Origin of the sequence: Methylococcus geothermalis, assembly GCF_012769535.1 — a bacterium.
Taxonomy (GTDB): domain Bacteria; phylum Pseudomonadota; class Gammaproteobacteria; order Methylococcales; family Methylococcaceae; genus Methylococcus; species Methylococcus geothermalis.
In genome coordinates this window covers 1,596,837-1,621,528 of the sequence record NZ_CP046565.1, presented here as the reverse complement: position 1 = coordinate 1,621,528, position 24,692 = coordinate 1,596,837, and the positions used below count along the sequence as shown (strand labels likewise).

Annotated in this window: 26 protein-coding genes and 2 tRNA genes; 14 read left to right on the top strand and 14 right to left on the bottom strand. The window is 63.9% G+C overall.

Features of this window, described 5'->3' with window-relative positions:
• Positions 1 to 2: 2 nt before the first annotated feature.
• From GNH96_RS07875 to grxC, 5 genes are all read right to left on the bottom strand, one after another.
• Positions 3 to 1,727 carry a multicopper oxidase domain-containing protein gene (locus GNH96_RS07875; RefSeq protein WP_169603175.1) on the bottom strand — a complete coding sequence of 575 codons (1,725 nt, stop codon included), beginning with the start codon at positions 1,725 to 1,727 and terminating at the stop codon, positions 3 to 5.
• A 91-nt stretch (positions 1,728 to 1,818) separates the two neighbouring features.
• A complete protein-coding gene (locus GNH96_RS07870; protein WP_228720068.1) occupies positions 1,819 to 2,376 on the bottom strand; it encodes a hypothetical protein in 558 nt (185 codons plus the stop codon).
• A 211-nt stretch (positions 2,377 to 2,587) separates the two neighbouring features.
• The gene (locus GNH96_RS07865; protein ID WP_169603173.1) at positions 2,588 to 5,662 is read right to left on the bottom strand and encodes an efflux RND transporter permease subunit; all 3,075 of its coding nucleotides are present in this window, start codon (positions 5,660 to 5,662) and stop codon (positions 2,588 to 2,590) included.
• Entirely contained in the window at positions 5,659 to 6,741 is a 1,083-nt protein-coding gene (locus GNH96_RS07860) for an efflux RND transporter periplasmic adaptor subunit (protein ID WP_169603172.1), read from the bottom strand. The genes GNH96_RS07865 and GNH96_RS07860 overlap by 4 nt, the downstream gene beginning before the upstream one ends.
• 47 nt (positions 6,742 to 6,788) lie before the next feature.
• Positions 6,789 to 7,022, bottom strand: a complete 234-nt coding sequence (grxC, locus tag GNH96_RS07855) for a glutaredoxin 3 (protein ID WP_323848042.1) — start codon at positions 7,020 to 7,022, stop codon at positions 6,789 to 6,791.
• 181 nt (positions 7,023 to 7,203) lie between these two features.
• On the opposite strand from grxC, the gene GNH96_RS07850 reads away from it, so the two are divergent.
• The 4 genes from GNH96_RS07850 to GNH96_RS07835 are packed head-to-tail and all read left to right on the top strand — an operon-like array spanning position 7,204 to position 8,580.
• Entirely contained in the window at positions 7,204 to 7,422 is a 219-nt protein-coding gene (locus tag GNH96_RS07850; RefSeq protein ID WP_169603170.1) for a YgaP family membrane protein, read from the top strand.
• A gap of 4 nt (positions 7,423 to 7,426) precedes the next feature.
• Positions 7,427 to 7,846 carry a thioredoxin TrxC gene (trxC, locus tag GNH96_RS07845; protein ID WP_169603169.1) on the top strand — a complete coding sequence of 140 codons (420 nt, stop codon included), beginning with the start codon at positions 7,427 to 7,429 and terminating at the stop codon, positions 7,844 to 7,846.
• A 37-nt stretch (positions 7,847 to 7,883) separates the two neighbouring features.
• On the top strand, positions 7,884 to 8,156 hold the full coding sequence (locus GNH96_RS07840; RefSeq protein ID WP_169603168.1) for an addiction module protein: 273 nt from the start codon (positions 7,884 to 7,886) through the stop codon (positions 8,154 to 8,156).
• Positions 8,128 to 8,580: a DUF1810 domain-containing protein gene (locus tag GNH96_RS07835; protein ID WP_169603167.1), complete on the top strand. Its 453-nt coding sequence runs from the start codon at positions 8,128 to 8,130 to the stop codon at positions 8,578 to 8,580. The genes GNH96_RS07840 and GNH96_RS07835 overlap by 29 nt, the downstream gene beginning before the upstream one ends.
• Before the next feature lie 119 nt (positions 8,581 to 8,699).
• Here GNH96_RS07835 and GNH96_RS07830 read toward each other — a convergent pair whose 3' ends face one another.
• Together GNH96_RS07830 and glnK are read right to left on the bottom strand one after the other, a co-directional pair.
• The gene (locus GNH96_RS07830; protein ID WP_169603166.1) at positions 8,700 to 10,142 is read right to left on the bottom strand and encodes an ammonium transporter; all 1,443 of its coding nucleotides are present in this window, start codon (positions 10,140 to 10,142) and stop codon (positions 8,700 to 8,702) included.
• A gap of 31 nt (positions 10,143 to 10,173) precedes the next feature.
• Positions 10,174 to 10,512, bottom strand: coding sequence for a P-II family nitrogen regulator (gene glnK / locus GNH96_RS07825; protein ID WP_169603165.1), 339 nt, complete (start codon positions 10,510 to 10,512; stop codon positions 10,174 to 10,176).
• Between the two features lie 261 nt (positions 10,513 to 10,773).
• On the opposite strand from glnK, the gene GNH96_RS07820 reads away from it, so the two are divergent.
• From GNH96_RS07820 to GNH96_RS07795, 6 genes are all read left to right on the top strand, one after another.
• Positions 10,774 to 11,025, top strand: a complete 252-nt coding sequence (locus tag GNH96_RS07820; RefSeq protein ID WP_169604631.1) for an accessory factor UbiK family protein — start codon at positions 10,774 to 10,776, stop codon at positions 11,023 to 11,025.
• Positions 11,026 to 11,033: 8 nt separating this feature from the next.
• Positions 11,034 to 12,554, top strand: a complete 1,521-nt coding sequence (locus GNH96_RS07815) for a YifB family Mg chelatase-like AAA ATPase (protein WP_169603164.1) — start codon at positions 11,034 to 11,036, stop codon at positions 12,552 to 12,554.
• The gene (gene rep / locus GNH96_RS07810) at positions 12,551 to 14,554 is read left to right on the top strand and encodes a DNA helicase Rep (RefSeq protein ID WP_169603163.1); all 2,004 of its coding nucleotides are present in this window, start codon (positions 12,551 to 12,553) and stop codon (positions 14,552 to 14,554) included. Before GNH96_RS07815 ends, rep begins: the two co-directional genes overlap by 4 nt.
• Positions 14,555 to 14,580: 26 nt before the next feature.
• Positions 14,581 to 14,657: transfer RNA gene (locus tag GNH96_RS07805), tRNA-Arg, on the top strand.
• Between the two features lie 57 nt (positions 14,658 to 14,714).
• Positions 14,715 to 14,791: transfer RNA gene (locus GNH96_RS07800), tRNA-Pro, on the top strand.
• A 299-nt stretch (positions 14,792 to 15,090) separates the two neighbouring features.
• Positions 15,091 to 16,220 (top strand): IS3 family transposase gene (locus GNH96_RS07795; protein ID WP_169601147.1). Its coding sequence is split into 2 segments (ribosomal slippage): positions 15,091 to 15,349 and positions 15,349 to 16,220, totalling 1,131 coding nucleotides; the frame shifts between segments, so codons are not numbered across the junction.
• Between the two features lie 162 nt (positions 16,221 to 16,382).
• Here GNH96_RS07795 and GNH96_RS16325 read toward each other — a convergent pair.
• The 7 genes from GNH96_RS16325 to GNH96_RS07760 all read right to left on the bottom strand — a co-directional run bounded on the left by GNH96_RS16325 (position 16,383) and on the right by GNH96_RS07760 (position 21,877).
• Positions 16,383 to 16,508, bottom strand: a complete 126-nt coding sequence (locus GNH96_RS16325; protein ID WP_169603162.1) for a helix-turn-helix domain-containing protein — start codon at positions 16,506 to 16,508, stop codon at positions 16,383 to 16,385.
• A 39-nt stretch (positions 16,509 to 16,547) separates the two neighbouring features.
• Complete coding sequence (locus tag GNH96_RS16320) at positions 16,548 to 16,778, bottom strand: type II toxin-antitoxin system MqsA family antitoxin (protein ID WP_169603161.1); 231 nt, start codon at positions 16,776 to 16,778, stop codon at positions 16,548 to 16,550.
• Positions 16,775 to 17,056, bottom strand: a complete 282-nt coding sequence (locus GNH96_RS07780; RefSeq protein ID WP_169603160.1) for a DUF4258 domain-containing protein — start codon at positions 17,054 to 17,056, stop codon at positions 16,775 to 16,777. Before GNH96_RS07780 ends, GNH96_RS16320 begins: the two co-directional genes overlap by 4 nt.
• On the bottom strand, positions 17,047 to 18,369 hold the full coding sequence (locus GNH96_RS07775) for a tyrosine-type recombinase/integrase (RefSeq protein WP_169603159.1): 1,323 nt from the start codon (positions 18,367 to 18,369) through the stop codon (positions 17,047 to 17,049). The genes GNH96_RS07780 and GNH96_RS07775 overlap by 10 nt, the downstream gene beginning before the upstream one ends.
• A gap of 978 nt (positions 18,370 to 19,347) precedes the next feature.
• Complete coding sequence (locus GNH96_RS07770) at positions 19,348 to 19,539, bottom strand: hypothetical protein (protein ID WP_169603158.1); 192 nt, start codon at positions 19,537 to 19,539, stop codon at positions 19,348 to 19,350.
• Positions 19,540 to 19,598: 59 nt separating this feature from the next.
• On the bottom strand, positions 19,599 to 19,901 hold the full coding sequence (locus GNH96_RS07765) for a hypothetical protein (protein ID WP_169603157.1): 303 nt from the start codon (positions 19,899 to 19,901) through the stop codon (positions 19,599 to 19,601).
• 257 nt (positions 19,902 to 20,158) lie between these two features.
• Entirely contained in the window at positions 20,159 to 21,877 is a 1,719-nt protein-coding gene (locus tag GNH96_RS07760; protein WP_169603156.1) for an FG-GAP repeat protein, read from the bottom strand.
• Positions 21,878 to 21,987: 110 nt separating this feature from the next.
• Between GNH96_RS07760 and GNH96_RS07755 the strand changes: the two genes are divergently transcribed.
• The 4 genes from GNH96_RS07755 to GNH96_RS07740 all read left to right on the top strand — a co-directional run bounded on the left by GNH96_RS07755 (position 21,988) and on the right by GNH96_RS07740 (position 24,689).
• Positions 21,988 to 22,296 (top strand): hypothetical protein, encoded by a 309-nt coding sequence (locus GNH96_RS07755; protein WP_169603155.1) that lies wholly within the window; start codon positions 21,988 to 21,990, stop codon positions 22,294 to 22,296.
• Between the two features lie 109 nt (positions 22,297 to 22,405).
• Entirely contained in the window at positions 22,406 to 22,738 is a 333-nt protein-coding gene (locus GNH96_RS07750; protein ID WP_169603154.1) for a hypothetical protein, read from the top strand.
• Positions 22,739 to 22,824: 86 nt separating this feature from the next.
• A complete protein-coding gene (locus tag GNH96_RS07745) occupies positions 22,825 to 23,853 on the top strand; it encodes an AAA family ATPase (protein ID WP_169603153.1) in 1,029 nt (342 codons plus the stop codon).
• The gene (locus GNH96_RS07740; protein WP_169603152.1) at positions 23,850 to 24,689 is read left to right on the top strand and encodes a DUF58 domain-containing protein; all 840 of its coding nucleotides are present in this window, start codon (positions 23,850 to 23,852) and stop codon (positions 24,687 to 24,689) included. The genes GNH96_RS07745 and GNH96_RS07740 overlap by 4 nt, the downstream gene beginning before the upstream one ends.
• Positions 24,690 to 24,692: the final 3 nt, after the last annotated feature.

Genomic DNA, 24,692 nt, shown 5'->3' with positions numbered 1-24,692 from the left:
GTCTATTTATTCCGTACGGCGGCGATCCACTCGGATGCAATTTCCAGCAGCTTCACCCGGTTGAGATAGGCGAAATAGCCGGCGATACCCAGCAGGAGCCCCAGAAACAGGTTGCGGCCGGTATTGCCCGGCGCCGCCGGCTCGGCCGCGGAAGCGGCGGGCTTGGTGGCGGCGGGCTTGGCCTCCGCCTTGACGAACGTTTCGGGATCGCCGAGGCTGGCGTCGAACACCTCCTGCCAGGGCGAAATCTTCCGCTCCCAGTATGTCTTGGTGAAATACTGGGCCAGACTCATGCCGTGGGTATGCGGCGTACCGTTCTCGTCGAGGTACTGCTTGTAGGCGATCAGACTGATGCTGCCGCCCTCGCCCATGCCATCGGTCGTAAACGCTCGTTCGACGTGATCGTGAAACATCCACAGGCCGGGGCCGAAGCTGCGCAGGCCATCGTCGACGGTTTCCAGCTCCAGGTCCAGACGCTGGGCGGGAGAGAGGGTATAGACGTCGCGCCGGACGCGCGCCTCGGGCCGCTGCTCGACGCCATCGTAATGGGTTTCCACCGCCTTGTGGCCATGGGTATGCAGGGAGAGCACTTCGGTGTGACCGTTGAGCACCCGCAGCTTAATCTTCTGGTTGGGCTCGACCACCACCAGGGATTCCCGGAGGGTATACGGGAAGGCGCGGCCGTTGAGCAGGTAATAGTCGTCGGTCGCGTCGGTGATGTCGTATTCCTGGTTGATGGCGCGGGCGATGAGCCGCGGATCGTTGAACGACTGCGGCAGCTTGTGCAGTTCCTTGTCGACCGACTGGTAGTGCAGGTCGTACTCGGCATCGTACTTTTCCGCCACCGCCTTGGAGGGGTGCCGCACCTGTCCGGCGCCGACATTGAAGACCTGCACCCAGTTGTTCGGACGGTTTTCCTCGACGATGAACATGCCCGCCAGCCCCAGCGGAATATGGGTATGCGGCTGGACATGGCAGTGGTAGTACATCGTGCCGGCCTGGCGCGGTTTGATCACGTAAGTCTTGCTCTGGCCCGGCATCACGTCCATCGCGCTGGTCTGGCCGACGCCGTCGTTGCCCTCGCCGCTGAAATCCATGTAAGGGTGATCCACCCCGTGGAGATGGATGGAATGAGGGAAATAATGGGTGTTCTCCAGCACCAGCCAGACGACGTCACCCTGCTCGACGCGAATGACGGGCGCCGGCATCCGGAGCATGGGATTGGCCTCGGCGCTGGCGAAGCTCCGGGTGGACATGTCGCGGGTCTTGGGCGCGAACACCCAGAACGCAGGCTCGATGCCGGGGGCTATGTCGTAGGTCGGCACGACGCCGGCGAAATCCGGGGAGTGGCCGTTCAGCTCCATGACTTCGAGCTTGATGATGTAATGGTCCGGGTCGCCGTCGTTGTCCATGTCGTTCGACAGGATGAGGGCATCCGCGGCCAGGTTGGTGTCCATCAGCGTCTGCATCGAGATGTTGTTCGTGCCCTTCACGAACGCTGCGATTTCGGCGGGACTGTCGGGGTTGCACAGCCTGGACTCCCGGATTTCCACCCCTTCCAGCACCTGGGCCTTGCGCCATTCCGCCGGCGCTCCGCTGTTGCAGAACGGCTCGACTTCGCCGAGCTCGACCTTCTTGCTTTCGGGTAGGGCGGTCACGGCCGGCGCACCTGCGGACCAGGCCAGAAAGGCAGACCCCAGCGCTGCCGACAAAAAGCGTTTGATCATGATCATGGCAACCAAGGCACGGTGACTGAAAAATGCAAAAGCGGGCTTGAAGAGCCCATCACCCGGCCAGCCGGGCGATGGGCCGGTACCCTTAGGTTTTCTTCTTGATCAACAGCAGCGAATCCACGACTTTCTTGAAGCCCGCATTCGAGAGATAGAGGATATAGCCGAGCGCGACGACCACCACCAGGATGATGATCCAGGTGGAACCGGAAAGACTGGTCTGATTGACGCCGACCTTGAAGGGAATGTGTGCGTCGATCTTCTGGCCGTCGTTCACCAGCGTCACGTGCGCCAGATAGCTGGAAGGCTCGGTGAAGTTGATGGTGGCGTTCACGGTGCCGGTGGGATACGCGGCGGGCGCTTGGTAGAACACGCGGCTGCCTTCGGGCTCCTTGGTGATTTCGAACTCGACGGTCATGTTGCGGAGCGCCTTGCCTTCATAGTCGAAGACCAGGGTGGTCGGGCCGGTTTCCGGAATCTTGTCGCAGTATTCGGTGGTGCCGGTGAGCTGCGGCTGATAAGCGGTGAAATGGACCCAGAAGCCGCCCACCGGGATACGGCAGGAGTCCACGTCGACACCGGAACCGCCGCCATGCGCCCATAGGGTCGCCGGAATCAGGGCGCCAAGGCCCAGAACCGCAGCCAAGAGGCCGCACTTAAGAAATTTCGTTCTTATCATTGGAGACGTCCCTCGCTGAATGTAGTGATTTATTCTAATAATCGCCGGAGCCCGCACTCGTTAAGCCCCGTGAGCACGCCGCATCCGTAACGGCGCGGCGGCATGGCATTGCGCGCGGGCAGACTAACATAGACAACCCCTGATTTAAAGGCCGCCCACTGGCGCGCGCGATACCAGTCTAGACCACGCCGGCCGCCCTTTCGTTCCCTTCGTCCGGCGCCTTCGGCGGCCTGGACAGCAGGGTGTAAACGGCCGGGATGATGAACACCGTGAACACCGTGCCGATCAGCAAGCCGCCGACGATGACCCAGCCGATCTGCCTCCGGCTCTCCGCCCCGGCGCCCGACGACAACGCCAGTGGCAGGGCGCCCAGAATCATGGTCAGAGAGGTCATCAGGATCGGCCGGAAGCGGAGCACGGAAGCCTCCACCACGGCTTCCACGGTGCGGCGCCCTTCCCTCTGCAACTGGTTGGCGAACTCGACGATCAGGATGCCGTTCTTGGTCACCAGACCGATCAGCATGATCATGCCGATCTGGCTGTAGACGTTCAGCGTGCCGCCGGTCCATTTCAGCGAAAGCAGCGCGCCGGTGACTGCCAGCGGCACGGTGAGCATGATGATGAAGGGATCGGAGAAGCTCTCGAACTGCGCCGCGAGCACCAGATAAATGAACAACAGCGCGAACACGAAAGTCAGGTAGAGCGTGCGGCTGGATTCCGCGAACTCGCGCGACTGGCCATCGAGATCGGTCTTGAAGCCCGCCGGCAGAATCTCCTTCGCCACCGCGCCGAGATAAGCCAAAGCCTCGCCGAGGGTGAAGCCAGGCGCGACGCTGGCGGACAGCACCGCCGAACGCAGCCGGTTGAAATGGTTGAGCTCCTTGGCCGCCCCTTTTTCCCGGGTTTCCACCAGGTTGGCGAGCTGAACCAGCCCGCCGCCGGCGCTGCGCAGATAGATCGAGCCCACGTCGTTCACGGTCGTCCGCTCGGCATCCTCCAGTTCGACGATCACGTCGTACTGCTCCCCGCCCTTTTTGAATCGCGTCACCTGGCGCCCGCCGAGCAGGGTCTGGAGCGTCCGTCCGATCTCATCGACGTCGATCCCGACATCGGCGGCCTTTTCCCGGTTCACCTGCACGCTGATCTGCGGTTTGTCGAGCTTGAGGTCGGAATCGGCGTTGACCATGCCCGCGTACTGGCGGGCGCGGTCGACGAACTGCGCCACCACGCCGTCGAGCTGTTCGTAGGTTGGTCCCTGGATCACGAACTGCACCGGCGGACTGCGGAAGCTCTGTCCCAGGGAAGGAGGATTGATGGCGAAAGCCATCACCCCCGGCAGGGCCATCAGTTTCGGCAGCAGGGTCGCCGCGATCTCCTGCTGGGAGCGCTTGCGCTGGTCCCAGGGCTTCAGGCGCACGAAGCCTATCGCGGAATTCACCGGGTTCGGCCGGTCCAGCCCCGGCGCCACCACCATGAAATAGCTCCTGACTTCCGGGATCGGCTGGATCATCGCCTCGATTTCACGGGCGTAACGGTCGGTGTATGCCACGGTCGCCCCTTCCGGGGCCGCGATCATGATGATGATGTTGCCGCGATCCTCCAGCGGCGACAGCTCGGCGTTGAGGGCGCGGAACAGGAAAACCGCGCCGGCGCCGATGCCCAGCATCACCCCGATCACGGCCCAGCGGTGCCGCAAGGCGGCTTCGAGCCCCTTCCGGTAAAGCTCCGCGAATCCAGATGCCGCACCGGGTTCGATAGGCACGGCCCCTCCGCCGGCGGGCGGCTTCAGCAAGCGTGAGCACATCATCGGAGTCAGCGTCAGCGCCACGAAACCGGAAACCAGCACCGCGCAGGACACCGCGAGGGCGAATTCGGAGAACAAGCGGCCGGTGTTGCCGCTCATGAACGCCAGCGGCGCGAATACCGAAGCCAGCGTCAGCGTCATCGCAATCACCGCGAAGGCGATTTCCCGGCTGCCCTCGACCGCCGCCCGGAACGGATGCACGCCGCGTTCGATGCGCCGGTAGATGTTCTCCATCATCACGATGGCATCGTCCACCACCAGGCCGATGGCGAGCACCAGCGCCAGCAGCGTCAGGATGTTGACCGAGAACCCCAGCGCATAAATAAAGATGAAGGCGCCGATCAGGGACACCGGGATGGTCACGAACGGGATCAGGGTCGCGCGCACCGAGCGCAGGAACAGCCAGGTGACCAGCGTCACCAGCCCCAGGGACTCGGCCAGCGTCTTGTAGACCGAATGGATGGACTCGTCGATGAACTGGGACGTGTCGAAGGAAACCTCCAGCTTCATCCCTTCCGGCAGGGTTTCCAAAATCTTCGGCAGTTCCGCCCGTACCGACCGGGCCACCTCCAGGGTATTGGCCGTGGCCTGCTTGACCACGCCCAGCGCCACCGCCGGATTGCCGTTCACCCGCACGATGTTGCGCTCGTCCGCCGCCCCCAGATCGGCCCGGCCGATGTCCGACAGCCGCACCGGAAAGCCGTTCACTTCGCGCACGATCAGGGCGTTGAATTCCTCGACCGTCTTCAGATCGGTCTCGCTGAACACGGTGAACTCGCGCTGGGCGCTTTCGATGCGTCCGCCCGGCAGTTCGACGTTGCGCTTCTGCAGTGCGGCCTCGACGTCCTGCACCGTCACCCCGTGGGCCGCCATCCGCTCGCGGTTCAGCCACAGCCGCATGGCATAGCGGCGTTCGCCGCCGATCATCACGCTGGCGACGCCGGACAGAGTCTGCAAGCGGTCCTGCACGTAACGATCGGCGAAGTCGGTGATTTCCAGCGGACCGTGGCGGTCGCTGGAAAAGGCGAGCCAGAGGATCGGCTGGGCGTCGGCTTCGATCTTGCTGATGACCGGCTCGTCGATCTCCCGCGGCAGCCGGGCCCTCACCCGCGATACCCGGTCGCGCACGTCGGCCGCCGCCGAATCCTGGTCGCGGCTGATGTTGAACTCGATGGTGATCTGGCTGACCTCTTCGCGGCTGACCGACTTCATGGTCCGTATGCCTTCGATGCCGGACAGCGAGTCCTCCAGCGGCCGCGTCACCTGGCTCTCGATCACCTCCGAACTGGCACCCTTGTAGACGCTGCGGACCGAGACCACGGGGGCGTCGATATTGGGGTATTCCCGTACCGGCAGGCGCTGGAAGCACATCAGCCCCACCAGCACCAGGGCCAGACTCATCACCGTCGCCAGGACCGGCCTGCGGATGGAAATGTCGCTCAGTATCATGGGGCGGGTGGATTGTCCTTCGCTTCCAGGACCGTGACCGGAGCACCGTCGCGGAGCTTGACCTGGCCTTCGGTCACGACGCTGTCGCCCTCGTCGAGGCCTTGCACGATCTCGACCTTGCCCTTGTAGCGCGCGCCGATCCCGACCGGGGTCGCGATCGCCTTGCCGGAAACCACCCGGAATACCGAAGCCGAGCTGCCCTTCACCACCAGGGCGGACTCTGGAACGAACAGCGCCCTGCGCGCCCGCCCCAGCGCCAGATGGATGCGGGCAAACATGCCCGGACGCAGCGCCTGATCCTTGTTGGGCAGGCGCGCCCTCACCCGCAGGGTGCGGCTTTCCTCCTCGAGGCGCGGGTCCACGGCGTAGACTGCGCCGGGAAAAGTACGGCCGGGATAGGCCGCCACCTCGGCGGTCAGGGCAAGACCCTTCGCCACGGTTCCGGCATATTTCTCCGGCACCTTGAAGTCGAGCTTGACCGGGTCCAGCGCCTCCAGGTTGACCAGCGCCTTGCCTTTATCGATGTACTCGCCGACGCTGACCTCCCGGATGCCGACGATGCCGTCGAACGGCGCACGCAGCACGGTCTTCTGCAGCAGCACACGGTCGCGCTCCACCAGCGCGTTGGAATACTTGAGCTTGGACAAGGCCTCGTCGTACTGCTGGGCACTGACATGGGCACGCTCGCGCATCGCCTTCATGCGCGCGAAATTGGCCTGGTCCAGCTCCTGTTGGGCCAGGCTCTGGGCCAAGGCCGCCCGGTATTCGTCCTGCTCGAGTTCGATCAGCACCTCGCCTGCCCTGACCGGCTTGCCCTCGGTGAAATGGATGGCTTTCACCCGTCCCTGGACCTCCGGCCGGATCACGACCGACTCGTCAGCCCGGAGGGTACCGACGGCATCGATGGCATCATCGACCGATTCCGCCCAGACCCGCGCCGCGAACACCGGAGCCGGCGGCGGGACCCTGACATCGGTGGGCGGCGCCGCAGCCGGCGGCCCCGCGACGAATCGCCACCACCCGGCGATGGCGGCCAGCGAGGCGGCCAGGACCAGAATAGCGAAGCCTTTTTTCGACATGGAGGGATACCCCTCGAACCAGCGGGGAAGGAAGCGGAATGGAAGTATCAGGCCGTTCCGGACAGCAGTTCGTCCAACTGGCCGGCGTGTTCCAACGCGGCGAGATCGTCGAACCCGCCCACGTGCCGGTCACCGATGAAAATCTGCGGCACGGTGCGCCGGCGGGTGATCGCGATCATTTCCTGGAGTCTGGAGGCGTCCAAGTCGACCCTGATCTTTTCGATCTCGGACACGCCCTTGGACTTCAGCAGCCGTTCGGCCGCCGAGCAGAAAGGGCACATGGCAGTGCTGTACATGCGGACAGAGGGCATAATCGTCTAGGCCGGCCTCACACGGGAAGAGGCTTGGAGTTTAGCATGCGGCTCGGGAGCAAATCCGGACACGGAGTGTTCACCGAACCCTCTTTACAAATTCACATTCCAGCTCAATATTAGAGGTTACTAAATCAACGAGGTGAACACCATGACCACCGAACGCTGGGTACGCATCGTCGCCGGATTCTTCGTCCTGCTCTCCCTGTCCTTGGGCGCGGAAGCCAGTCCCCTGTTCGTCAACGCCAACTGGCTCTGGTTCACGGCCTTCGTGGGGGCGAATCTGTTCCAGAGCGGCTTTACCCGGCTCTGTCCGCTGGAAAGCATCTTGCGGAAACTGGGCGTGAAAAGCGCCTGCGACGCGGGATAAAACCATGCAGTTGGTCTGCCCCGCCTGCCTGACCCGCAACCGCGTCCCGGCCGATCGGCTCGGCGAGCAGCCCAGATGCGGCCGCTGCTCCACGGCGCTGCTGAGCGGCCATCCGATCGAACTGGACGACAGCCGCTTCGATACTTACACCCGCCACTCCGATCTGCCGGTGCTGGTGGACTTCTGGGCGACCTGGTGCGGCCCCTGCCGGAGCCTCGCTCCGGTGGTAGCCCAGGCGGCGGATGCCCTCAAAGGCCAGATACTGGTCGCCAAGCTGGATGTCGACCGCGCTCCTGCCACGGCCCAGCGTTTCAACATCCGCAGCGTCCCGACCCTGGTGCTGCTCCAGAACGGCCAGGAAAAACGCAGAATCAGCGGAGCGCTCGGCTTCGGCCCGCTGATGGATTGGCTGAAGCGCGGCTGAGACTCAAGCTTGAGGCTGTGGGGCCCATGGTTACAGCATGAACGCAACGTTGGAAGAAATCGCGCGCGAGGTGCTGTTCCCTCCTGCCCAGCGAGAGGAACTGGCTGATTTTATTGTAGAAAGTCTGGACGCAACCGCGCCAGACGAGACCCAGCGCCTGTGGATGGAGAGGCGAAGAGACGCCTCGAAGAAGTCCGTGAAGACCGGCAGGTTGGCCTCGGCGCCGGGTTCACGATCGAAGAGGAAAGAGCCGGTCAGCGAACTACCGAGACGCCTACCCGATGGCATCAAAACCGCCCGATCCATTTGATCTCGATCGCTTTCTGACCGCCCAGGCTAACGAATACGAGAATGCGATCGCCGAGCTTCGCGCGGGCCGCAAGCGCACGCATTGGATGTGGTATGTCTTCCCTCAGCTTCGAGGGCTCGGGTTCAGCCCGACCTCCCGGTTCTATGCCATCGGTTCCGCCGAGGAGGCCCGTGCGTATCTTGGCCACGAAGTGCTGGGAAGGCGGCTCAGGGAATGCGTTTCCGTGCTCGATGAGCTGAAGACCGATTCCGCGGAAGAGGTCTTCGGTCGCGTCGATGCGGCGAAACTGCGGTCGTCGCTGACGCTCTTCGAGGCCGTAGCGGCTGAAAAGGCACCTTTCACGCGGGCGCTGGAGAAGTTCTTCGGCGGGAAGCGGGACGACAGAAGCCTGGCCATCCTTGCGACCATGACATCGATGAAGTGAGATGGGTAGCAGAAGCCGCCGCGGGCGTTGAGGGCCTCGCCCGCCGTCGCCCCGGTCATGACCCCGGGGCAGGACATCTTCCGATGCCCTGCCGGGAGGTTCCTGAACGGAATCCAGGATCAGAGGTGATATGCGGTTTCGCCGTGTTCGCGGATGTCCAGCCCCTCGCGTTCGGTTTCCTCGGAAACCCGGAGGCCGACCAGCAGGTCGACGATCTTGTAGGACACGAAGGACACCACGCCGCTCCACACGATGGTGAGGCCCACACCCCAAGCCTGACTGATGACCTGGGTCAGCATGTCATACTCGGCGACGGCGTTGGCGACATAGTCGTAGACGCCGGCACCGCCGAGAGCGGGCGCGGCGAAGATGCCCGTTCCCAGTGCGCCGATGATGCCGCCGACGCCGTGGACGCCGAACACGTCCAGCGAGTCGTCATAGCCCAGCGCATTCTTGAGGCTGGTCACCGCCCAGAAGCAGACGCCGCCTGCCAGGAGTCCCAGCACGATCGATCCCATGGGGCCGACGAAGCCGCAAGCGGGGGTAATCGCGACCAGGCCTGCGACCGCGCCCGAAGCCCCGCCCAGCATGCTCGGCTTGCCGCGCGCGATCCATTCGACGGCCGACCAGGCCAGCGTCGCGGCGGCGGTGGCCAACATGGTGTTGACGAAGGCCAGTGCAGCGGTTCCGGTGGCTTCCAGGTTGGAACCGGCGTTGAAACCGAACCAGCCGACCCACAGGAGCGATGCGCCGATCATGGTCATGGGAACGCTGTGCGGCGCCATCGCTTCCTTCTTGAAGCCGATGCGCTTACCCACCAACAGACAACCGACCAAGCCGGCGATGCCCGCATTGATGTGGACCACGGTACCGCCGGCGAAGTCGAGCGCGCCCTTCTGGAACAGGAAGCCCGCCGTGGCCAGGGCCTTTTCGCCCGCCGCGGCATCGGTGTAGGCGTCGGGGCCGGCCCAGTACCACACCATGTGGGCGATCGGCAGATAGGAGAAGGTGAACCACAGCACCATGAACAGCAGCACTGCGCTGAACTTCATGCGCTCGGCGAAGGCGCCGACGATCAGGGCGGGGGTGATGCAGGCGAAGGTCAACTGAAACGCGACATAAATGAGTTCGGGGATCACCACGCCCTTGCTGAAGGTGGCTGCCACCGAATTGGGCGTCACGCCGGCGAGGAAGGCCTTGTCCAGGCTGCCGAAGAAAGCGCCACCTTCGGTGAAGGCAATGCTGTAACCATAGATGGCCCAGAGCACGGCCATCAGCGAAAAGATCACGAAGACCTGCATCAGCACCGACAGCATGTTCTTGGCGCGGACCATGCCGCCGTAGAACAGCGCGAGGCCGGGAATCACCATCATGGTCACCAGCACCGTGGCGACGATCATCCAGGCCGTATCGCCCTTGTCCGGCGTCGGGGCGGCAGGGGCAACGGCTTGCTGGACGGCCTCGACGACGGTTTCGACGATCTCGCCAACGCCTTCGGCCAGCGCCGTGGTTCCGAAACCGAGGCACGCCAAACCGGCCAGGGAAGTCAGGATTTTTTTCATTTGAGGGGTCTCCTATCGTCCGTTATTGTTGTTACAGGGCATCCGGACCGGTCTCTCCGGTGCGAATCCGGACGACTTGTTCGAGATCGGCCACGAAAATCTTGCCGTCACCGATCTTGCCGGTATTGGCCGTCTTGGTGATCGCGTCGATGACCGCCTCGAGCTGGTCGTCGGCGATCGCCACTTCGAGTTTCACCTTGGGCAGAAAGTCCACGACGTACTCCGCGCCACGGTATAATTCGGTGTGCCCTTTCTGTCGTCCGAATCCCTTGACTTCGGTGACGGTGATGCCGGTGATGCCGACCTCGGACAGGGCCTCCCTGACGTCGTCAAGCTTGAAGGGCTTGAGTATGGCGGTAACGAATTTCATGCAGGTCTCCTTGGTTGAAGGTTTACACGGCCAGCCTCACGACCTCTTGCCGGGCAGGGCTGAACGCGATCCGATGGCTCCACTGGTAGAAAAGCATGAGCCATGCCATAGAGAATAACGAGCAGCATAGACCTCATCTACCGGACGACGCCAAACAAATTGCACCTTTGTTGTCAAACAACGGCAATAAAATGCACCAAATGAATGCGTACCCTTAAAGTATCCGACCCTCACCCATTCCGGACCTCCCGCCTGACCGCCATGATCGACAAGACCACCCTCGACGAACTTTCCAAACGCCTCGCCGACGCCGTGCCGACGGGTCTCCTCGGTGTCCGCGACGAGCTGGAAAAGAATTTTCAGGCGGTGCTGCAAAGCGCGCTGAGCCGCCTCAATCTGGTGAGCCGCGAAGAATTCGACGTGCAGCGCGCCGTCCTGGAGCGCTCGCGCACCCGCCTGGAAGAACTCGAAGCCCGCATCGCCGAACTGGAAAAGTTGCTGCCCCCGGCCTGAACCCGGCCATGGCGCTCGCCATCGTCCACAGCCGCGCCCGCCAGGGCATCGAGGCGCCGGAAGTCACGGTGGAAGTCCACATCTCCCCGGGGCTCCCCAACCTCACCATCGTCGGCCTGCCGGAAACCGCCGTGCGCGAGAGCAAGGACCGGGTGCGGGGCGCACTGATCACCACCGGCTTCGAATTTCCCGCCCAGCGCATCACGGTCAACCTGGCTCCGGCCGATCTACCCAAGGAAGGCGGCCGTTTCGACCTGCCCATCGCCCTCGGCATCCTGGCTGCGTCCAAACAGCTCCGCACCGAGCGGCTGGCGGATATGGAATGTGTCGGCGAACTGGCCCTGACCGGCGAACTGCGCCCGGTGCCCGGCGCCCTGCCGGTCGCCATCCAGTCGCGCCGCGCCCGGCGCGAACTGATCGTCCCTTTGGACAATGCCGGCGAAGCGGCCCTGGTCTCCGGGGCCAGCGTGCTCCCGGCCCGCCATCTGCTCGACGTCTGCGCCCATCTGGACGGCAGCCGCCCTCTCGCCGCTGCCGAATCGCGCACCGAAGCGTCTCCGACAAGCGAGGGACTTCCCGATCTCGCCGAAGTCCGCGGCCAGTTCCAGGCCAAGCGCGCCCTGGAAATCGCCGCCGCCGGCCGCCACAACCTGCTGATGCTGGGCCCGCCCGGCACCGGCAAATCCATGCTGGCCGCCCGCTTGCCCGGCATTCTGCCCGATCTGACCGAGGACGAAGCGCTGGAAACCGCGGCGGTCGCCTCGGTCAGCGGCATGCCCTTCGACCCGGCGGCCTGGCGCCGCCCGCCGTACCGCGCCCCCCATCACACCGCCTCCGCCCCGGCGCTGGTCGGCGGAGGAAGCACGCCGAAGCCCGGTGAGATTTCGCTGGCCCACAATGGCGTGCTATTCCTGGACGAGCTGCCGGAATTCGACCGGCGCGTCCTGGAAGTCCTGCGCGAACCCTTGGAAAGCGGCGGCATCACCATTTCCCGCGCCGCCCAACGGCTGGACTTCCCGGCCCGGTTCCAGCTCATCGCCGCGATGAATCCCTGCCCCTGCGGCTATCTGGGCGACGCCTCCGGACGCTGCCATTGTTCGACGGAACAAGTCTCGCGCTACCGGATGCGCATCTCCGGCCCCTTGCTGGATCGGATCGACATGCACATCGACGTGCCACGGCAGGATCCGGCCGCTCTGCTGGACACGGCCCCCACGAGCGAAGAATCCAGCGCCGCGGTCCGGAGCCGCGTGATCGCCGGCCGCGAAAAGGCGCTTCACCGCAGCGGCCAGCCCAACGCCCTCCTCACGCCGCGCCAGATCGAGCGCCACTGCATTCCGGACAGCGCGGGACGCGTCTTGCTGGAACAGGCCATGGCGCGACTGAACCTGTCGCACCGCGCCTATCACCGCATCCTCAAACTCGCCCGCACCATCGCCGATCTCGCCGGCAGCGAAGCGATCACCGCCGCTCACATCGGCGAAGCCATCAGCTACCGGCGTCTCGACCGGGCTCCCGCCGCCCGATGAACGGCCTCAATCCCCAGCAACGTGCGGCGGTCACCACGCTGGACTGCCCGCTGCTCGTGATCGCCGGCGCCGGCAGCGGCAAAACCCGGGTCATCACCGAGAAGATCGCCTACCTGATCCGCCAGGGCACGCCGGCCCGCCACATCGTCGCCGTCACTTTCACCAACAAGGCCGCGCGCGAGATGAAGAGCCGGGTCGGCAAGCTGGCCGACGACCAGTCGCTGCGGGGGCTCACGGTCTCCACCTTCCACGCCCTCGGGCTGGAAATCATCCGGCGCGAACACAAGTCGCTGGAACTCAAGGCGGCCATCTCCATCTTCGACGAGCAGGACCGGCAGGCTCTGCTGCGGGAACTGGTCCGCCACGGCGACCACCGTTTCGACCCGGAACAAGTCGACGCCTACGCCGCCCGCATCTCGCGCTGGAAGAACCGCTTCGTCACGCCCGACCGCGCCGGCATGCTCGCCGAGCCCGGCGCGGCGGAAACGGCCGTCCTGTATGAAGCCTACATGCGCCACATGAAGGCCTATAACGCGGTCGATTTCGACGACCTGATCCTGCTGCCGGTGATGTTGTTCCAGCAGCACGCCGACGTGCTGGACGAATGGCGCAACCAGATCCGCTACCTGCTGGTCGACGAATACCAGGACACCAACCAGACCCAGTACGAACTCATCAAGCTGCTCACCGGCAGTCTCGGCAAGTTCACCGTGGTCGGCGACGACGACCAGTCGATCTACGCCTGGCGTGGCGCCCAGCCGGAAAACCTGGCCCAGCTCCGCAACGACTTCCCCCGGCTCAAGGTCATCAAGCTGGAACAGAACTACCGCTCCATGGGCCGCATCCTCAAAGCCGCCAACCAGCTCATCGGCAACAATCCCCACATTTTCGAAAAGAGGCTGTGGAGCGCCATGGGCCACGGCGACCCGATCCGGGTACTGAAGCACCGCGACGAAATCGCCGAAGCGCGCCAGATCGCCGCCGACATCGTCCACCACAAGTTCCGCCACAACACCCGGTTCGGTGACTACGCCATCCTCTACCGCGGCAACCACCAGTCGCGGCTGTTCGAGCGGTCCTTGCGCGAATTCAGCGTCCCGTATCACATCAGCGGCGGCATGTCCTTCTTCGGCTACACGGAAGTCAAGGACGTCATGGCCTACCTCCGGCTGCTGGTCAACCCGGACGACGACGCCGCCTTCCTGCGCATCGTCAACGTCCCGCGCCGCGAGATCGGCCCCACCACGCTGGAAAAGCTCGGCCAGTATGCCAACCGCCGCCACATCAGCTTGTACGCCGCCTGCTTCGAACTGGGCCTCGAGCAATCCCTGCCCGCCAACGCCGTCCAGCGCCTGCGCCGCTTCGGCGAGCACATCGCCGACACCGCCGACCGCACCGCCCGCGGCGACACCTTCAAGGTCATCGACGAACTTCTGGGCGCGATCGGTTACGAAAACTGGGTGCGGGAAAACAGCAACGACGCCAAAGCCGCCGAGCGCAAGTTCGGCAACGTGCGGGAACTGCTCGACTGGCTCCAGCGCATCGCCGAGAAGGACGGCGAAAACCGCAGCCTCGCCGAAACCGTGGCCAAGGCCATGCTACTCGACGTCCTCGACCGCAACCAGGAAGACGACGCCGGCGACCGGGTCAGCCTCATGACCCTGCACGCCGCCAAGGGCCTGGAGTTTCCTTATGTCTACCTGGTCGGCATGGAGGAAAACCTCCTCCCCCACCAGACCAGCATCGACGAGGACAACATCGAAGAAGAGCGCCGCCTCGCCTACGTCGGCATCACCCGCGCCCGCCGCGACCTCACCCTGAGCTACTGCAGCCACCGGAAGCGCTATGGCGAAATGATCGCCTGCGAGCCCAGCCGCTTCCTCGCCGAGCTTCCGCAGGACGACCTGGAATGGCCCGACCGTCAGCCGCTCGATCCCGAAACCAAGCGCGAACGCGGCCGCGCCTCGCTGGCGCAAATGCGGAGTTTGTTAAGCGACTGATGAATTTGTATAATAAGCAGCTCAGCGCGCCCGTAGCTCAGTTGGATAGAGCGTTGGCCTCCGGAGCCAAAGGTCGGACGTTCGAGTCGTCTCGGGCGCGCCATTTGAAGACTGAACGAATGCCCAACCAGGGGACATTCGCAGCAAAAGCGGTAAATCTCGGGGCGTAGCGCAGCCTGGTAGCGCACCTGTATGGGGTGCAGGTGGTCGGAGGTTCGAATCCTCTCGCCCCGACCAATTAAATCAAGTAGTTAGAAATTAAGAAGGCCGGTATCAACCGGCCTTTTTTCGTTCATGTTCCCCACAATGCTCCCCACAAATGGAAAAGCTTGGGAATCCAGCAAGCCCGATTCATCGTCGCCCCTCCAGCCGGGCAAGCAATCGGACCAGGCTGGTTTTATGCCATTCCCCGCCCTGGGGCGTCTTGATGCCTAGGTTGTTCAGCTAGAGCCGGCCCCGGAAAATAGGACAGCCGCTTAGGTGAGGTTTCTGTTCTAATCACCGGTCCTAGGAAGGGCTGAAATCGGAGAACAGAGATGAAGAGAAAGAGAAGAAATCACTCGGCGGCCTTTAAGGCCAAGGTGGCCCTGGCAGCGCTCAAAGGCGATAAGACGTTGGCGGAGTTAGCGGAACAGTTTGAAGTTCACGTCAACCAGATCACGCAGTGGAAGAGCCAGTTGCAGGAGCGGGCGAGCGACGTGTTCGCCACAGCCGCGGAACGCAGTGAGTCGAGCGGGCCAGACGTGAAGGAACTCCACGCCAAGATCGGGCAGTTGGCGATGGCGAATGATTTTTGAGTCGCCGCGCTCGGTCGCGTCGGCGATGCGAGCGCAAAACGATGATTGACCGGTCTGACAAGCTCCCTGTGGTGCGCCAGTGTGAATTGCTGGAGCTATCCCGCTCTTCGGTGTATTACGTGCCCCAGCCAGTTTCAGAAAGCGATCTGGCCTTAATGCGTCGGATCGACGAGTTGCACATCAACCATCCGTTTGCTGGCGCCCGCATGCTGCGCGACCTGCTGCGCCTGGAAGGCATTCAGGTGGGCCGCCGGCATGTGTCCACGCTGATGAAGAAGATGGGCATCGAGGCGCTGTATCGACGGCCGAACACCAGCCGGAAGCATCCGCAGAACCCGATCTTCCCCTATCTGCTGCGCGGTCTGGAGATCACCAGAGCGAACCATGTAGGGGCCATGGATATCACCTACATCCCCATGCGCAAAGGCTTCGTGTACCTGGCTGCGGTACTCGACGGGGCGACCCGGCGGGTGCTGTCTTGGCGACTGTCCAACAGCCTGACCACGGACTTCTGCATCGAGGCCGTCGAGGAAGCTCTACAGCGTCATGGCAAGCCGGAGATCTTTAACACCGACCAAGGCAGCCAGTTCACCAGCACAGAGTTTGTCGATCTGCTCCAAGGTCAAGGTCTCCGAGTCAGCATGGACGGCAAGGGCCGCTGGGTCGATAACGTATTTGTCGAACGGCTTTGGAAAAGCGTGAAATACGAGGAAGTTTACTTGCATGCTTACGACTCAGTTTCTCAAGCAAGGCAAGGCTTACAAAGCTATTTCAAGTTTTACAATGAACGGCGGCCTCATTCATCGCTTGACGGCAAGACCCCGGATAGCGTGTACTTTAATTCGCTGCCACTCCAGAAGGCAGCCTAAACCGCAGAAGCCCACTTAAGCCCGGTAAAATCCTGTCTAAAAAACCGGGGCCACCGCAGGTGAAAATTGGAATGTCTGAGGTGCTTACGCAACCGGCTTGGCTGGTGGATCAGGACAAGAACGCCCCCCAATGCTTTTGCAAAGCGTTAATGGCAGGCTATCTCAGCTCTCCATACGGGCTACAACGCTTTGTGTAGTGCCCATCCGTGTGGCAAATTCCGCTTGGGTTATCCCAGCCGCCAATCGTCCCCGAATAAGCTCTAGTGCAATGGAAAACTCCTGTTCCATCGCGTCATACTCCCGCTTTACTTCCGGGTTTTCATGCTGCTATGCCACTTTGCGAAATCGTCTTACATCCACCTCTACACCTTCAGAAACGGCCTGCTCTGCCTGTTCCAATAGTTCACGGGTCACATCATCTTCGTGGTAGGTTTCCCCGCAGTTGTCGCAAATGAGAGCGGGAACTTGGCGGAAAATAACGGCTGCCCCTCCCCGTTCTAGCGTGACCGTTGCCACCCCTGGCCGCGTTTCCCCGTGCTTACAGATTGGGCATTTCATGGTTGTTTCAACCTCTTGGTAAATTTGTCGGCCCATTGGGCTGTGTTTGGTTCGTAAACGGTAATGATGATGCGTTCATCGTCTTCCCAATTGTCGGCGATGACCACATGAATCGGCCGACTCCCGGAAAATCCTAGCCATAGATAGCTTGGATACGGAGTATCGTTCGGATATTCCTCAATTTTCCTTCCATTGCTCAATGCCTCTACAATGTCATTGGGTGTGATGGATCGCTCAAACATACGCTTGATGGCGTGTTGCCGGTAGATCAACCGCACGCTGCCCGCCTCGGCATGGTCACCACATTATGGGCATCGTCACGGGTGAGAAGGTCCAGGCGCTCCCCAAGTATCCGCCATGCTTCCCGCTGCTCGGTTTCGAGCTTTTGGCGCTGATAGGTGCGCTGGATGCGGTTTTCTTCAACGTGATTTAGGCAGCGTTCAATCACATCTGGGCGTACCCCCAACTCTCCCATTATGGTCGCCCCGGTTCGGCGTAGATCGTGGGGTGTCCACTTGCCCCCAGATAAGAGAAGCGCCCCCGCGCCCTTGGTTGAACGGTTTTTCAATGGGTTGGGCCGCTGCCGGTCGCCAATCTGCTTGGTGATGGCCTTGTCCACGATGGGGCCACCGTCGCGGGATGGAAAAAGGTACTCAAATTCTCCCGTAAAGCCTCGTAGAGCTTCGAAATGCCGCAAGGCGAAGGGTGATAAGTACACGGTGTGGGTTCTGCCGTTCTTAGCGTTCTCATCGGGAATGGTCCAGGTGGCTGCTTCAAAGTTCAGGTGCTCCCACCGGGCCTTTGACAGTTCCCCCACACGGCAACAGGTGGATAGCATCAGCCAGACGGCGGCTTCGGTCGTCAGAACAAGGTGGGCTTCGGGAAGTTTGCACTTAAGTTCAAAAATTTCATCTTCGCTAAGAACGCGGGAGCGCTCCGTTTCCTTGCCCCCGAAATCGGCCTTTTTCAGCATGTGCGTGGGGTCGGCCTTCACGATGTCACGCACGTATGCAAAACCAAACATCTGCCGAAGCTCGGACAAGGTGCGGTTTGCCAGCCTATTCGCCCCACGGGCCACTATGGCATCCAGAATGCCGGTAATGTGGGCTCTTGCCACGTCTTCCGCCGCCATTTCGCCGATTCTGGGGAGCACATCCTTCTCAAAGCCCCTCTTCACTTCTGCCCCACCATCTTTTCGCTTGCTCAGCTCCAGGGCGCACCAGCGTTCGTATAGGTCGCGCACCGTGATGCGGGCTAACTGGGCTTGGATTTCATGGAGCCGGGCTTGTTGCTCGGCCTTTTCCTTGAGCTTGTCAGCCTGCCGTTCAATGGCAGGGTCTTTGCCCGATTCCAGAATGGAGCGTGCTTGGTCTCGGGTCTTGCGGATGACAGACATCTTTTCCTTCGGCCATGTTCCACACGGAAGTTCTTTTTGCCTGCCTTCGAATCGGTAGCGCCACACGAAGCAAACAGACACTTCCCCTGCCTTGGACACCCGAACCACGCCGCGAAGCCCATTGTCATCGAAAACTTTTTCGCCCTTATGTTCGGGCTTGAGCGCCAGTAGCGCCTTTTCGGTAAGCTTGCTCATCCGACCACCTGTATCCTTATTTTGGCTGTGGGGAGCACGTTTCATGTTCCCCACAATGTTCCCCACAAACGGGGGAGCTGGCGAGAGATTTTAGGAGACAAGCAGTGACAAGGCAAGCTCATAACATTTTGTTTTGACTACCGTTATTCGTTTCACTGAGACAGGCAGAAAAGGCCAAAAACGCTAATTACCTGTATGGGGTGCAGGTGGTCGGAGGTTCGAATCCTCTCGCCCCGACCAATCAAAACAAGATGTTACAAAATGAGAAGGCCGGTCCATCCCGGCCTTTTTCATTTTGAAAAGCTGGGCGCCGCCGTGCCGGGGGCCAGCAAGCCCGATTCATCGTCGCCCCTCCAGCCGGGCAAGCTGGAGCTGGAACAATCGCCATCCCCGCCCTGGGGCGTCTTGATGCCTAGGTTGTTCAGCTCTTCCACCATCTTGCGTTGCGATAGGCCGCGAGACTTCATGCCCTCCACCGAGCAAGGCGTTGGCGTCGTTCCGATCGATGTCCTTGCGGCGCACTGTCCCGAGGACGACGTTGCGGCACTCGGAAGGTATAAGCGCCGGCGCGATCCCATCCGCGTCTTTCAACAGGACTGCTTCCGCCGGGGCGGGTAGCAGCAAAGGGGCGAGAAGATTGGTATCGACCACGATCATGGCCGACCCGACGCCTTCCAGCCCTCGATATCGACGGCGCTGATGGCGGGCGGATAGCGGTCGCGCACAGCGCGAATGCGCGCGAGCAATTCCGTCTTGTCTGCAAGCTATGCACGGGCAGGCGATGAGCGGGAAGGATGCCCCCCTACCCTATGCCGGAAGCAGCGAGGAACTCGTGCGCCTCCCACAGCCAGGCCGCCAGCGGGTTGAGGACGAACAGGCGCGGGTCCCCGGGCCGGGCCATCACCGTGTGATCGCCCAGCGCGGTCCGCCACCAGGGCAGCGGTGCCTGGTGCCGGGCGATGCGGGGTGGGGCCTGGCTCAGAACCCACCCGGCGGCGGGGGCGGCGTCGAGAACGCCGAGGCGCGCCGCGACAGCAGCAGGGTGAGCATGACGGGCGGCGTATAGGCCGCGAGGGTCTTGAGCTTGTCCAGCACCTGGCGGCGGTCGGGGCGGTCGCAGGTGCCGGCTTCGGGCGGTTCGTGGTGGGGGTGGGGGTCGAGGTCGGTCATGTCTGAAAACGCCTGTCGGTTGGTGGATGGTCAAGCATCGCCGGGCGGGCGCGGCCGTTTCAGGGCTTGCCCAGGCCGCCGAGGTAGCGCCAGGTGAGGCGCTGGACCTTGTCGGCCATGAACACGGCCAGGCCGTTGGCCAGGCGAGGGTCGGTGGCCCGGTAGGTCCGCCCGCTGGCGCGGTCGGTGATGCGGGAGCGGGCCAGGATGCGGGGGTCGCCCTGCCAGGACACCCGCACTTCCGAGCCGGGCTGGTCGGCGCGGATCTCGATGTCCCAGCGCATGGGCTTGAGGCCTTGGGAGGGCCGGTAGTCGCTGGCGTAGTCGCCGGCTTGCGCGCCCCAGTCCGGGTGCGGGAACACCAGGGTGAGGTAGGGGCTGGCGAAGGGGGGCGGTTCGGCCAGGTCGTGGCTGTCGTAGCCGATCCTGGCGTCGGGCAGCTGGCCGAGGACGTTGCCGGCGTCCTTGTAGCCGAGGGCTGGGTTTTCGACGCTGAGGCGGACGTACCAGGCCTGGAGGCTGGCGAGGGCCTCGCTGTGGCGCCGGCTTTGCGCTTCGCGCGCGGCCAGGCCCTGGATTTTCGGGCCGGCGGGGCGCTCCCTTGCGCCTTCGGCACCGGCTACGGGATCGGGAACAGGATCGGGAACAGCCTGGGGAACAGCGTGTACGCATAGGCCTGGCCGGCGTTCGTGAGGCCGCCGGGGTCGGCGTAGGGCGCCCCCACCAGGGCTCTGTTGCCGGCCAGGGCGACCGAGGAGCCGAACCCGGCAGAGGCCGACTTGTCCGAGGCGGAAAGGATGGCTTGCTCGCTCCAGGTCCCGCCCGAGCGGGCATAGACGTAGGCCTGGCCGGCGTACCCGGCGTACGTGAAACCGCCGGAGTCGGCCTCGGGCGCCCCCACCAGGGCTCTGTTGCCGGCCAGGGCGACCGAGGCGCCGAAATAGGCACCGGCCGACTTGTCCGAGGCGGCGAGGATGGCCTGCTGGGTCCAGCTTCCGCCCGAGCGGACATAGACATAGGCCTGGCCGGCGTTCGTGAGGCCGCCGGGGTCGGCGTAGCGCGCCCCCACCAGGGCAGTGTTGCCGGACACGGCGACCGAGGAGCCGAAGTCGGCAAAGTCCGACTTGTCCGAGGCGGTGAGGATGGCCTGCTCGCTCCAGCTTCCGCCCCAGCGGACATAGACGTAGGCCTGGCCGGCGTTCAGGACACTGCCGGAGTCGGCCGAGGGCGCCCCCACCAGGGCTCTGTTGCCGGACACGGCGACCGAGGAGCCGAAGTAGGCATTGGCCGACGGGTCCGAGGCGGAAAGGATGGCTTGCTCGGTCCAGCTTCCGCCCGAGCGGACATAGACGTAGGCCTGGCCGGCGTTATAGAGACCGCCGGGGTCGGCGAGGTACGCCCCCACCAGGGCGGTGTCGCCGGACAGGGCGACCGAGACGCCGAACCCGGCATAGTCCGATTTGTCCGAGGCGGAAAGGATGGCTTGCTGGGTCCAGGTTCCGCCCGAGCGGACATAGACGTAGGCCTGGCCGGCGTTCGCGACGCCGCCGGGGTCGCGGTAGGGCGACCCCACCAGGGCGGTGTCGCCGGACAGGGCGACCGAGTAGCCGAACCCGGCATCGAACCACTTGTCCGAGGCGGTGAGGATGGCCTCGCTCGTCACCAGCGGATCGACCACGACCGGCCAGGCGGCGCCGCGGGCGTCGACCTCGATCCGCAGGCCGCCGCCGGCCAGGGCCAGATGGGCCGGGAGGGTCTTGCCGGCGGCGTCGACGACATGGAGGTCCTGGTAGCGCAGGACGGGGGCGCCGGCGCCGTCACGGAACGCGACGGCCCGGCCTTCGGGATCGAGCGAGGGCGTCAGGCCGCCCTCGAGGGCCAGGCCGAGCACCAGGGTCTGGGCCCCGGCGACAGGCGGCGCGGCCAGGGTGAAGCCCTGCTCCAGACCTTCGGCCCGGTTCTCATACCATTCGGTGACGACGCCGCGGCGGTATTCGATGCGCGAGGCCCGCGCCGAGACTTCGGCCGGGGCGACCGGCCGGAGGGCGTCCGGCGTGCCATAGCCGGTGAGCCTCAGGCCCCAGCGCCAGCCGGGCGCTGGCCGGGCCGGGCCGACGGCGACGCCTTCGCCGTCGAATCGCAGCGCGAGGCCTTGCTCCGGATGCAGCGAGACATGGCCCCCTTCCGCCGCTTCGATCTTCCGCAGGTCGGCGCTCACCGCCGCTGCGAGTTCCGGCGGCAGCGCCGTTTCCGCGCCCGCCGCCCACGCTCCGAAACCGGGCGCGGCCAGAACCAGCACCCACCCGATGATCCGCACCCAGAGACAGAAGTGACCCATGGCCGAGACTCCTTGTTTTGAAGGTTGCGGTATAGTCAAAAAAAAACCATGCCGTCAAGCCCTTGTAAGGCGAGAAAGGCACCTGGACCCAGCTGCCGACGGGCAAGGTGATGCCCGCCGATTTCGGCCTGCTCGCCATCCAGCGCGATGAGCGCAAGGACTCGGTATGCACCCAGCGCCTCCCCAACAACGGCGAACCATCGGGCTGGCATGCATCGGCCTTGGCGCGGCGGAACATCACTGCATCGAGACCGTGGCGGTTCGCCAGCGTCTCTTCGGAACCGCCAAACAGCGTGGGGTTCAAGCGTTACGCCAGCCATCCAGAACGGGAAGTGATTGCCGCTAACGCGGCGTGGCCGACGGCAGCGCCATCGAAGCGCTCAGGATGGCAGGCTGTGCTAAAATGCCGCGCATTTTGAGGTTGTGTCCCACTCCCGGCGCGCGCTGCCATGGCGATCCGCGTTCCGGCAACCGGACCACACGCGGCAGAGGCTTTCCATTAGAAAAATCCCGGGAAGGGCAAGACATATGAAAATTAACCTGATATTGGCTTATGCATTCAAGTTCGTTACCTTCGTGTTCTTCAGCTTCATCATTCTGGTCTACGCCGGGCTGTTGATCCTGCTGCCGCTGGACATCATGTTCCAGGTCATCCGCATCTTCGCGGGCATCGGCTTTCCCACGATCATCGCCGCTCTCGTCGGCATCGGCGCCCTGGGCTATGTCGGCTACAAGGTGTACCTCGCGCCCTCGCTGTACAAGCTGGTTTTCGATGTCGGCTACCAGTTGATCGAATTCACCCGCTTCCAGCTGAAGCGTTTCGACGACCTCATCGCCGCCGAACAGGCCGGCAAGAGCTGAGCGCTCCGGGTCGTCCCGACGTTTCCCCGATGCCCGGCGCCGCCGGGCATCGCTCGTTTTAAGACCCTGTACTTTCCGGATTCGCCATGTCCGCTGACCTGAAACAAACCCAACTCGCCGACTGGCGCCAGCGTGCGCTGGCCTTCGAGCGCGAAGTCGGCAAGGCCGTGATCGGGCTGGACCGGCCGATCCGCCACATCCTGATCGCCGTGTTCGCCCGCGGCCACGTGATGCTCGAAGGCGACGTCGGCGTCGGCAAGACCACCCTGCTGCGCGCCGTGGCGCGGTGTTTGGGCGGCGCCTACGAGCGCGTCGAGGGCACCATCGACCTGATGCCGAACGACCTGGTCTACCACACCTACATCAACGAGCTCGGCAAGCCGCAGGTCGACCCCGGCCCCGTGCTCAAGCACGGGGAGGAGCTCTCGGTTTTCTTCTTCAACGAGGTCAATCGCGCCCGCCCGCAGGTGCATTCGCTGCTGCTGCGGATCATGGCCGAGCACGCCGTGAGCGCCTTCAACCGGGAGCATTTCTTCCCCTACCTGCAGGTCTTCGCCGACCGCAACCGGGTGGAGAAGGAGGAGACCTTCGAGATTCCGTCGGCGGCGCGCGACCGCTTCATGATGGAACTGCACATCGAGACGCCGGCCGACCCGGCGTTGCGCCGCGCCCTGATGTTCGATCCGAAGTTCCACGACGTCGACCGCCTGCTCGATACGCTGACGCCGGGCCTCCTGCCGTACCGCGAAATCCCGCAGATCGCGCCCGTCATCCAGCAATCGGTCACGGCCAGCGAGACCTTGCAGCAGTATGCGCTGGACCTGTGGGAGGCCACCCGCCGCCCGGCCGACTACGGCGTGAAGCTGGAGGGCGTCGACATGGACCGGCTGATCCTGGCCGGCGCCAGCGCCCGCGGCGTGAGCATGATGATGCGCGCCGCCCGGGTCTCGGCCTGGCTGGACGGCCGCGATTACGTGGTGCCGGAGGACATCCACGGCGTGTTCCGCGAGACCATCGCCCACCGCGTGTTCTTCAATCCGGTGTACGAACTGCGGCGGACGGCGCTGATCGACGAACTCCTGGACGCCATCCGGCAAAGGGTCGCGGCGCCGTGATCCCGGAGTTCCACTACCGGGTCCGCTGGCGCGCCGGCGGCGCGCATCCCGGCCGCCACGCCAGCCACCAGACCGGCGGCGGTTACGAATTCGCCGGCCACGTGCCGCTCGCGGCCTTCCCGGACCCGCGCAACATCGACGCCCACGCCACCCTGAACGATCCCTTCGGGCAGCTCATGGTGAAAACCTTCCGCCAGCGCAGCGCGATTCCGGTGTTCGTCCTCGCCGACCTGTCGGCGTCGATGGGCTTCGCCGGCAAGGCGCGGACGCTGACGGAATTGGCCGCCGCCGCGGCTTATTCCGCCTACCGCAGCGGCGATCCTTTCGGCCTCATCGTCTGCGGCGAGGCCATCCGCTGGGACCTCAGCCTGCCGCTGCGCTGGCACAAGGGCGGGCTGCCCGCCGACATGGCTGACGGCCTCGCCAAAGTCCGGCCCGTCGCCCGCAGCGCCGCGGCCCTGGCAGACGCCGTGCCCCATCTGGGGCGCGGCAGGGCCTTGGTGCTGCTGGTGTCCGACTTCCACCTGGACGATGCCTTCCTCGAATCCCTCCTCGATGCCTTGCGGCCCCACGACGTAGTGCCGGTGGCCGTGTGGAGCCCCGCCGAATACGATGCGCTTCCCGACTGGGGCTTGATCCATCTGCGCGATCCCGAAACCGGCCAAACGCGGCGTCTGTTCATGCGGCCCGCCCTCAAGCGGCAGTTCCGCGAAGCGTTCCAGGCGAGGCGCGAGCGACTCCACGAGCTGGCCGCCCGCCACGGCGCTCGCGACCCGTTCTTTCTCGAAGGCCGCTTCGACGCCGACGCCTTGACCCGTTATTTCTACGAGACTTGAAGC

What these genes read in the sequence shown, in the direction of transcription:
- GNH96_RS07840 (WP_169603168.1), top strand. Translation starts at nt 7,884, where the DNA reads ATGAACGCAACGTTGGAAGAAATCGCGCGCGAGGTGCTGTTCCCTCCT.
- GNH96_RS07815 (WP_169603164.1), top strand. Translation starts at nt 11,034, where the DNA reads ATGGCGCTCGCCATCGTCCACAGCCGCGCCCGCCAGGGCATCGAGGCG.
- GNH96_RS07875 (WP_169603175.1), bottom strand. Translation starts at nt 1,727, where the DNA reads ATGATCAAACGCTTTTTGTCGGCAGCGCTGGGGTCTGCCTTTCTGGCC.
- GNH96_RS07770 (WP_169603158.1), bottom strand. Translation starts at nt 19,539, where the DNA reads ATGACCGACCTCGACCCCCACCCCCACCACGAACCGCCCGAAGCCGGC.
- grxC (WP_323848042.1), bottom strand. Translation starts at nt 7,022, where the DNA reads ATGTGCCCTTTCTGCTCGGCGGCCGAACGGCTGCTGAAGTCCAAGGGC.
- GNH96_RS07850 (WP_169603170.1), top strand. Translation starts at nt 7,204, where the DNA reads ATGACCACCGAACGCTGGGTACGCATCGTCGCCGGATTCTTCGTCCTG.
- GNH96_RS07750 (WP_169603154.1), top strand. Translation starts at nt 22,406, where the DNA reads ATGAAAATTAACCTGATATTGGCTTATGCATTCAAGTTCGTTACCTTC.
- GNH96_RS16320 (WP_169603161.1), bottom strand. Translation starts at nt 16,778, where the DNA reads ATGAAATGCCCAATCTGTAAGCACGGGGAAACGCGGCCAGGGGTGGCA.
- trxC (WP_169603169.1), top strand. Translation starts at nt 7,427, where the DNA reads ATGCAGTTGGTCTGCCCCGCCTGCCTGACCCGCAACCGCGTCCCGGCC.
- GNH96_RS07820 (WP_169604631.1), top strand. Translation starts at nt 10,774, where the DNA reads ATGATCGACAAGACCACCCTCGACGAACTTTCCAAACGCCTCGCCGAC.
- GNH96_RS07745 (WP_169603153.1), top strand. Translation starts at nt 22,825, where the DNA reads ATGTCCGCTGACCTGAAACAAACCCAACTCGCCGACTGGCGCCAGCGT.
- GNH96_RS07860 (WP_169603172.1), bottom strand. Translation starts at nt 6,741, where the DNA reads ATGTCGAAAAAAGGCTTCGCTATTCTGGTCCTGGCCGCCTCGCTGGCC.
- GNH96_RS07755 (WP_169603155.1), top strand. Translation starts at nt 21,988, where the DNA reads ATGCCCGCCGATTTCGGCCTGCTCGCCATCCAGCGCGATGAGCGCAAG.
- GNH96_RS07830 (WP_169603166.1), bottom strand. Translation starts at nt 10,142, where the DNA reads ATGAAAAAAATCCTGACTTCCCTGGCCGGTTTGGCGTGCCTCGGTTTC.
- GNH96_RS07835 (WP_169603167.1), top strand. Translation starts at nt 8,128, where the DNA reads ATGGCATCAAAACCGCCCGATCCATTTGATCTCGATCGCTTTCTGACC.
- GNH96_RS07775 (WP_169603159.1), bottom strand. Translation starts at nt 18,369, where the DNA reads ATGAGCAAGCTTACCGAAAAGGCGCTACTGGCGCTCAAGCCCGAACAT.
- glnK (WP_169603165.1), bottom strand. Translation starts at nt 10,512, where the DNA reads ATGAAATTCGTTACCGCCATACTCAAGCCCTTCAAGCTTGACGACGTC.
- rep (WP_169603163.1), top strand. Translation starts at nt 12,551, where the DNA reads ATGAACGGCCTCAATCCCCAGCAACGTGCGGCGGTCACCACGCTGGAC.
- GNH96_RS07760 (WP_169603156.1), bottom strand. Translation starts at nt 21,877, where the DNA reads ATGGGTCACTTCTGTCTCTGGGTGCGGATCATCGGGTGGGTGCTGGTT.
- GNH96_RS07865 (WP_169603173.1), bottom strand. Translation starts at nt 5,662, where the DNA reads ATGATACTGAGCGACATTTCCATCCGCAGGCCGGTCCTGGCGACGGTG.
- GNH96_RS16325 (WP_169603162.1), bottom strand. Translation starts at nt 16,508, where the DNA reads ATGGAACAGGAGTTTTCCATTGCACTAGAGCTTATTCGGGGACGATTG.